Origin of the sequence: Fibrella forsythiae (assembly GCF_017353175.1) — a bacterium.
GTDB lineage: Bacteria > Bacteroidota > Bacteroidia > Cytophagales > Spirosomataceae > Fibrella > Fibrella forsythiae.
In genome coordinates this window covers 365806-373903 of the sequence record NZ_JAFMYW010000008.1, presented here as the reverse complement: position 1 = coordinate 373903, position 8098 = coordinate 365806, and the positions used below count along the sequence as shown (strand labels likewise).

The window sequence follows — 8098 nt, the reverse complement described above, 5'->3', positions numbered from 1 at the left end:
CTGCAGAGAGAGTAGTAGCCATATAAGACCCAGACAGGCTTCTGGTTATACGATCAGGAGCCTGCCTGGGTCTTATCGAATGACAGGCGAGAATTTTATTCGGTCTTCACTACTTTAATGGTCTTACGCTGCGTGGGCGTACTCACTTTAAGAAGGTAAGTCCCCGCTTCTTGATTAAATAGAGACAATTGGTGTGTCTGTATATCCTGAGAGTGGAGCAATTGTTGGTGCGTAATAACCTGGCCATGCGTATTGATTAACTCTACTTGAATAGGCTCGGAATCCGCACCGCTGACTTTAAACAGCACCTTATCATTTCGCACCGGATTTCCCAATATTAGTACATCCAGATCAGTAATGGCTTCAGTGTTTGCCGCTAATCGCGCGCCGGCACCTACTTCATTACCCCAATATTTCTGATTACCTACATAGATCGCCACACGAGCGTTGGGGCTCAAACTGGCATGCTGTTCCTGATATGAATAGTCGTTGAGTTGGTTAAAACGTCCTCCGTCAGCTTTTTGAATTCGATATCGAATTAATTCTGTGCTACTCTGGGGCATAAGTTGACCTAAATTCGCAAAACTCAATTCAAGGTACGTATCAGCGGTGGTCAACGGCGGTCTGATCTGCACAAAGCGAGCGTGCACATTTCCCATCCCCAATGTTGTGTAGTCTAGCTCAAAATTCAACGGCTGAGAACCGTCGGTGGTGAAATAGTAGCGTACCGTTATATCATTATAGCTTATTGGCAGATTCCCTTCGTTGCGTAATTCCAGATACGTGCTGATCTGAGTTGCCGAGGGGCCATTTTTGCTTTCAGTGTAAGGCACCAGGTAAGCACGGGGCGTTACCAGCGATGGTTCCTGGCCTGCAACCAGCGTTCCATTGTAATAGGCTGTTATATGCTGATTGGCTTGTACCCGGTCGCGCACGCTAGCGTACGAGTAGTCATCCAGTTCATTGAAACCAGAATAGTCGGTCTTAGCAATGTAACTTTGAATAGGCCCTGTACTGGTACCAGGCATCAGACTGCCCGCTCCCGGTGTGAAACTGTATTCAATATAGCCTAGGGCTCCTTGGCCGGGTTGAGCCAGCGGCACATAACGCATTCTGATGTTGGATGCGCCTAATTTGGCATACGAAACGGTCAGATTCGTTAAAGGGACAAAGTTCTCTACTGTCAGGTAATAGCGTAGCGTTAGGCTTGAGAGTGCTAGGTTAGTACTACCTTGGTTTACTACCTCCAATAGAGGCTGGATAGCGTTATTATCCGCATAATTATCTACATCGCGGTGAAGCACTTGAAGTACATTGCTATTGCCGGACACAAGGCCGCTCACTGTCACAGGATATATGCCGTGACTTGAATGAAAATAAGTGTTTTGTGTGATCGTACCAGCAACTGACCCTATGGTATTCCCTGCTAAGCGTACATCTATTTGTGTTTGAACAACTGATCTGCTCGTGCCGATTGTTAACGACGAGCTGAATGGATTGTTACCAGAGCGAATCTCAAATCCAGACGGTGCGTTGACGAGGACTGGTAACCCGCCTTGTGTTGCCACCGTATACGATTGACTGGCGGAAGGGGTGCCAAACGTCGTAGTGAAGTTGCTGAGTGATGAAGGGGTAACCGTTACAGATTGAGATAGGGCGGTGCCGCTAAGCCCAACAGTAGCCGTAGCTGAACCACTCCAGCTGGTGATCTGTCCGTCAAACACACCGGACGATGATGCAATCAGCGCGACCGAAACGGATGTAGGGGTCACAATCCCATTAGTAGCTGGTATGAGCAAAGCAGGGCCAGATTTACCGTTTGCCGTGAGCAGGTAGTAAGGCGGCGCATAAATCTGTAGATCCTCTGTTAAACCACGAGCAGATACGGTGAATGAAGCCGGAAATGAGCCTGGATATTCACTGTAATCGACAAGCGTAAGTGATGATGGTGTCACAGTGATAGACGGAGTCGCGGGCTCTGAAACAGTGCCGCTTACGGCTACATTGGCTATCGATTGGTTTGAACTGTTATTTAACCGATGGGTGATTGAGCCCGAGATTTGTGCAGCTGTGCTACCCGATAACCGTACATCTACCGGAATATCTATAGCTGAAAGGCTGCTGGGGATCGTTAAGGAAGAACCAAACGCATTATTTCCCGTACGAATGTCAAATCCTGTTGGTGCCGTGACGGTGCCCCCCGTTTGACTCAGGGCTGTTATCGTGTAGGTCTGAATAGCTGAGGGCGTACCAGTAGTGGTTGAAAAGGGGGTCAAAAAGGAAGACTGGACGCTTAGAGAAGGGCTCACGGAAGTGCCGCTTACGGCGACCGTTACTGTAGTCGAGCCGCTGGTGTTTGCTATAGTTCCGGTGAACGTACCTGGCGAGGATGACAACAGGGCAACCGTAATTGTTGTTGGCGTCAGTGTGCCATCGCTATTAACGGGCAGAGTGATACCGCCAGGATAGCTGCCCGCATTAGGAGCACTCACAACAAAAGGTGACGGCACAGTGATTCGGAAGTCTGACGTGATTAAACCAGTGGCTGACACAATGTAGGTCTTTGAGTTACTGCCAGGCAGCTGGGTCGAGTTGAGAAGCGTTAGCGCCGAGGGCGTAACTGAAATCACGGGCGCAGCAAGAGAGGCTGGTGGAGCGCTTGCGTAATAGTGAACGCCAATTATATCAGCGGATACGTGTTGAGATACTGAGAGCACCGCCAACCAAAGCCATAGTTGACCCATCGAACGTAGTTGAGTAATCATTGTCAATAGAGTTTAAGTGTATAGGAAAAGTTAACTAACGAGTTGTACTTAACAATGCGCTGGTTTTTAATTAGTTATATAAATAAAGAGTAAATCCATAGATCATCTATTATTGTATTAATCAATCTTCATATATAATTATTGTAGGGCCAGGATGGTGAGGGAATGGGTACTTTTTCACGCAAAAAGCCCGCTCCCAGGTACGTTACCTGGGAGCGGGCTTTTTGCGTGAAAAAGAGGGATTTTACAAACCTAGCACGCGCTTGTTGAACGCTTCGTCTGAGCCTGCTCCGGCGAAGTCATCGAAGGCACGCTCGGTTACGCGAATCATGTGATCCTGGATGAACGGGGCACCCTCAGCGGCACCTTGCTCAGGATGTTTGATGGCGCATTCCCATTCCAGAACTGCCCATCCGTCGTAATTGTACTGCGCCAGCTTACTGAAAATGCTGCTGAAATCGACCTGACCGTCGCCCAGTGAACGGAATCGGCCGGCGCGTTCTACCCATCCCTGAAAACCACCATATACGCCCTGACGACCCGTAGGGTTAAACTCGGCATCCTTTACGTGGAACGCATAGATGCGGTCGTGATAGATGTCGATGAAGTCCAGATAGTCGAGGCATTGTAAGACGAAGTGGCTTGGGTCATAATTGATACCGGCGCGCGGGTGATTATCAACGGCTGCCAGGAACATCTCGAACGTAACGCCATCATGTACGTCTTCGCCAGGGTGTAACTCGAAGCCAACGTTTACGCCCGCTTCATCGAACGCATCCAGAATGGGTTTCCAGCGCTTGCCCAGTTCGGCAAAACCCGTTTCAACCAGTCCGGCGGGGCGTTGTGGCCAGGGATACATGAATGGCCATAGTAAGGCACCGGTAAAGCAAACGTGAGAGGTCAGCCCCAGATTCTTGCTGGCTTTGGCAGCCAACATCATCTGGTTCACAGCCCAGGCCTGTTGCTCAGTAGGCTTACCGGCTAACTCCGCAGGACCAAACCCGTCGAACATAGGAGCGTAAGCTGGGTGAACAGCTACCAACTGACTCTGCAAATGGGTAGAAAGCTCAGTAATCTCAACACCGATATCAGCCAGTTTCGCTTTTAGCTCATTACAATATTCGATGCTGTCAGCCGCTTTTTGAAGGTCGATAACCCGTGAATCCCAGGTTGGTAACTGAACGCCTTTATAGCCAAGATCGGCCATGTATCTGGCAATCGTATCCAGCGAGTTGAAGGGCGCTTCATCGCCCATGAACTGTGCCAGAAAAACGGCAGGGCCTTTAAGTGATTTCATGTTTTTGAAAGTTAAATGGGGTTGGGTACGCCGTGAGTCCAGGTACGTTCTGGAACGTACCTGGACTCCTTATCAGCCTCCTACACCTCTACCCAGGCTTGCTTTTTATTACTTTCCAGAATTTTCTCGCAGATCAGCAGCTCGCGGTAACCGTCGGCGAAGGTTGGGTACGTTGGGTGCTCTGGTTGTTTGCCTGCTTCAATTGCCGCATACACCTCCTTGAACATCTGCTTCGACGTGTCGGGGAAGCCTTCGTTATGACCACCGGGGAAACCGATCACTGACCGTACCTCGGCATGAACGATCGACGGATCATCCGTCATGGTCTGGTTATAGCCATCACGGTTACCGAGCCAAAGCTGGTTCGGCGATTCAGAGTCAAACGCAAAAGTCTTTTTAGCGCCCGAAATCTCAAGTTTCAACTGGTTCTTGCGGCCCGCCGATACCTGCGATACGGTCACTACGCCGCGATTGCCATTATCGAACCGCAGGAGCACGTTGGCGTGATCTTCGGTGTTGATGGGCACGTCGGCATAATCGTCTGGCTGGAGTATTTTGCCAGAATACGTTTCAACCGGTTTCAATGGCTTCTTCCGTGTCTTGTGAATCGTGTTGAAATCGGCGAGTACGGCAGTGGTTTTCAAGCCTGTGATATATTCGATGATATCCATCAGGTGTGAGCCAATATCAGCAATAGCGCGTGAATCGCCCGATTTGTCGGGTTCAAGACGCCAGTTATAGTCGGTTTCGTAGAACAGCCAGTCTTGCAGGTATGACCCGATGATGCTGTACACATCGCCCAGTTCACCTTTCTCGCGCATCACTTTCATCTGGCGAACGAGCGGATAATAACGCAGGTTGAAGTGTACGGCGTTGACCAGACCCGACTCTTTCGCCAACTGAACCAACTCTTCGGCCTCGACCAGATCTTTAGCCAGTGGCTTTTCACAGATAACGTGCTTACCGGCCAACAGCGCCGCTTTCGATTGGCTGTAGTGCAGGAAGTTTGGCGTGCAGATATGAATGCTCTGAATATCGTCCTGCTTCAGGAGTTCATCGAACGTGTACGCGCGGGGAATGCCCAATTGAGCTGCCTTTGTTTCGGCTAACTCCTGGGTTACTTCGCAAAGAGCAACTACCTCAACATTGGGTAAACGGCGCAGGGCTTCGATGTGAGCGGGTCCGATAAATCCGGTGCCAACCACACCAACTTGAATTTTTGACATGAGGGGGTATAAAGAGTGAAAGAGATAAAGAATGAATGAGTGAAAGGGATAAAGAATGAGTAAAACGATGCTCTATACGTAGACCTTCTTTCACTCTTTAAACTTCGTCCACTTCTCCGATGATTTATCAGAAGCGAGGACAGTATCAATAAAGGCCATGCCGCGCAACCCTTCCTCAATACCGGGGAAATCGAGCCGGATTGGGTCGGGTTCCTGTCCGTTCATGCGGGCGCGGAGGGTGAGCGCAAAGTTGTAGTAGATGTTGGCAAATGCCTCCAGGAACGCTTCGGGGTGGCCAGCTGGTAAGCGTGTGTTTGCCTGGGCTTCGGGAGCCAGATCACCAACACCAGTACGTAACAGGCGAGCCCCTTCTTCGTTTGTTTTGTAGATGAGCGTATTGGGTTCCATCTGCCGCCATTCAAGGCCGCCGAATTCACCATATACCCGGATCGAGAACGGGTTTTCTTCGCCGTTGGCAATCTGACTGTTGACAAGCGTGCCCTTTGCGCCGTTTTCGAAGCGGAGCAGCATATTGGCGTCATCATCCAGCAGGCGACCTTCCACAAAAATGGTTAGGTCAGCGCAGAGTTCGGTGATTTTCAGGCCGGTGATATATTCAGCCAGATTTTCGGCGTGGGTGCCGATATCGCCAACACCACCAGCGGCACCCGAACGAGCCGGATCGGTGCGCCAGCCAGCCTGTTTCTGGCCGGTGGCCTCAACCAACTGTGCCAGCCAGCCTTGGGGGTATTCAACGATTACTTTGCGTATTTTGCCCAATTTGCCCGCCTTTACCATGGCCCGCGCCTGCTTCACCATCGGGTAGCCCGTGTAGTTGTGCGTCAGGCAGAAGAGTAATCCGGTTTCGTCGATGATACGCTTCAACTCCTTGGCCTCAGCCATATTCAGCGTAACGGGCTTGTCGCAAACAACGTGGAAACCGTTTTCGAGTGCCATTTTAGCCGGGGCGAAGTGCATATGGTTTGGCGTAACGATGGTCACAAAATCCATACGTTCGCCTTCGGGAAGTTCTTTCTCCCGAAGAATCATTTCTTCGAAATTGGCGTAAACGCGATTTTCGGGGAGGTAAAGCGCATGACCTGTCTGCTTCGACTTTTCGGGATTTGAGCTAAACGATCCGCAGACCAGTTCAATTTCGTTGTCCATTGCTGCCGCACGGCGATGAACGGCCCCGATGAAGGCATCCAGACTGCCACCCACCATACCCATGCGGAGTTTGCGGTGTGTACTGGTCTGACTAACAGAAGGAGAGAGGTTTGTTGAGGCTTGAGGCGTCATAAAATGCGAAAGAAGGCGTTTAGCAGCTATTCGTACTCTGTAAATAGCTCAGAAGACAATCATCTACTTATTGATCGGAAAATTAGCGGATTTCCTTTTTTTTAGGAAATTTTGTACGCCTTGCGCTGCCCAATCGGGTAATTACTGTTAATTAATCCCTTTATCTGAAAACCTAATCTACTTGTTCGATCAAACTTTCTTTATTGTCTTTCTATGAACACGACTGTTAATAGTTCGAGGCTCTTCCTGGCAAGCTGCTTCGCCCTTATCACCACTGCCTTTTCGTTTAGTATCAGGGCGGGCATTTTGCCCCAGTTGGGAACCGAGTTTGGCCTGAGCGCCGAACAATTGGGATTTATCAACTCAATGTGGTTTCTGGGCTTTCCAATAGCCATGATCGTTGGCGGGTTGGTGTACCATACGGTTGGGCCAAAAATAATTATGACAGTTGCCTTCGTATCGCACACGTTAGGCATTCTGCTAACCATTTACTCAGGCGGCTACACAGGCCTTCTGATCTCAACGCTGTTCATCGGTATCGGTAACGGTTGTACAGAAGCTGCCTGTAACCCCCTGATCGCCGATATGTATTCGGGAGCAGAAATGAACAAGAAGCTCAACCGTTTCCATATGTGGTTCCCGGGTGGCATCGTAGTGGGTAGCCTGCTATCTAAATTCATGACTGACTCGGGTCTCTCGTGGCAGACGCAGATATGGGTAATCCTGATCCCGACTATTACGTATGCGTTCATGTTCTTCGGCCAGGCATTTCCAAAGCCACGTGTGGAAGGCGTAACGTCGATCAGCAAGAATTTTGCGGCCATGCTTACACCGCTCTACCTCTTCATTTTCTGCTGCATGGCCCTAACGGCTATCTCAGAGTTTGGTCCGCAGCAGTGGGTTGGCCTGATCATGAGCAAAAGCGGTGCTAGCCCAATGCTCATTCTGGCACTGGTAACGGGGTTAATGGCCTTTGGTCGGTATTTTGGTGGACCAATCATTCACCGTCTCGATCAAACAGGTGTGTTGCTGGGCGGTGCCATTTTTGCAACCATCGGTATTTACCTGTTCAGCACGCAGACAGGCGCTATGGCTTATGTTGCGGCTGTCTTTTTTGCCATTGGCGTGTGCTATTTCTGGCCAACGATGATTGGTTTCGTGGCCGAACGTATCCCGCTGAGTGGTGCCCTGGGTATGTCTATCGTGGGTGGCGTGGGCATGTTCTCTACGTCTATCTTCCAGCCAATCATTGGCCGGTGGCTTGATGGCGAACGGGCTATTCAGGCTGCGGCTGGTAAAACCGGCGACGCGCTGGAACTGGCTGCCGGGCAGGCAACGCTGGCTAAAATGACCACATTCCCGATTATTCTGATTGTGGCGTTCACTGGCCTTTACTTTTATATGCGTAACAAGAAGCCAAGTCACGAACTTGACTCTGTGGCCGCTCAACAGCCGCAACTGTAAGCAGGAACGTACCTACATTAAAACGGCACTGGATGATCATCCAGTGC

At 50.1% G+C, this 8098-nt stretch carries 5 protein-coding genes; 1 reads left to right on the top strand and 4 read right to left on the bottom strand.

Features of this window, described 5'->3' with window-relative positions:
* Window positions 1-95: 95 nt before the first annotated feature.
* From J2I46_RS24550 to J2I46_RS24535, 4 genes are all read right to left on the bottom strand, one after another.
* Complete coding sequence (locus tag J2I46_RS24550) at window positions 96-2765, bottom strand: cellulose binding domain-containing protein (RefSeq protein ID WP_207331716.1); 2670 nt, start codon at window positions 2763-2765, stop codon at window positions 96-98.
* 244 nt (window positions 2766-3009) lie between these two features.
* Entirely contained in the window at window positions 3010-4062 is a 1053-nt protein-coding gene (locus J2I46_RS24545; protein WP_207331715.1) for a sugar phosphate isomerase/epimerase family protein, read from the bottom strand.
* 80 nt (window positions 4063-4142) lie between these two features.
* Window positions 4143-5288, bottom strand: a complete 1146-nt coding sequence (locus J2I46_RS24540; RefSeq protein WP_207331714.1) for a Gfo/Idh/MocA family protein — start codon at window positions 5286-5288, stop codon at window positions 4143-4145.
* 90 nt (window positions 5289-5378) lie between these two features.
* Window positions 5379-6518, bottom strand: coding sequence for a Gfo/Idh/MocA family protein (locus J2I46_RS24535; protein WP_207331734.1), 1140 nt, complete (start codon window positions 6516-6518; stop codon window positions 5379-5381).
* 282 nt (window positions 6519-6800) lie between these two features.
* Here J2I46_RS24535 and J2I46_RS24530 point away from each other — a divergent pair, with 282 nt between their 5' ends.
* Window positions 6801-8051, top strand: a complete 1251-nt coding sequence (locus tag J2I46_RS24530) for an MFS transporter (protein WP_207331713.1) — start codon at window positions 6801-6803, stop codon at window positions 8049-8051.
* Window positions 8052-8098 lie beyond the last annotated feature (47 nt).

Coding starts and splice junctions, on each gene's coding strand:
- J2I46_RS24540 (WP_207331714.1), bottom strand. CDS start 5,288: ATGTCAAAAATTCAAGTTGGTGTGGTTGGCACCGGATTTATCGGACCC.
- J2I46_RS24545 (WP_207331715.1), bottom strand. CDS start 4,062: ATGAAATCACTTAAAGGCCCTGCCGTTTTTCTGGCACAGTTCATGGGC.
- J2I46_RS24535 (WP_207331734.1), bottom strand. CDS start 6,518: ATGGGTATGGTGGGTGGCAGTCTGGATGCCTTCATCGGGGCCGTTCAT.
- J2I46_RS24530 (WP_207331713.1), top strand. CDS start 6,801: ATGAACACGACTGTTAATAGTTCGAGGCTCTTCCTGGCAAGCTGCTTC.
- J2I46_RS24550 (WP_207331716.1), bottom strand. CDS start 2,765: ATGATTACTCAACTACGTTCGATGGGTCAACTATGGCTTTGGTTGGCG.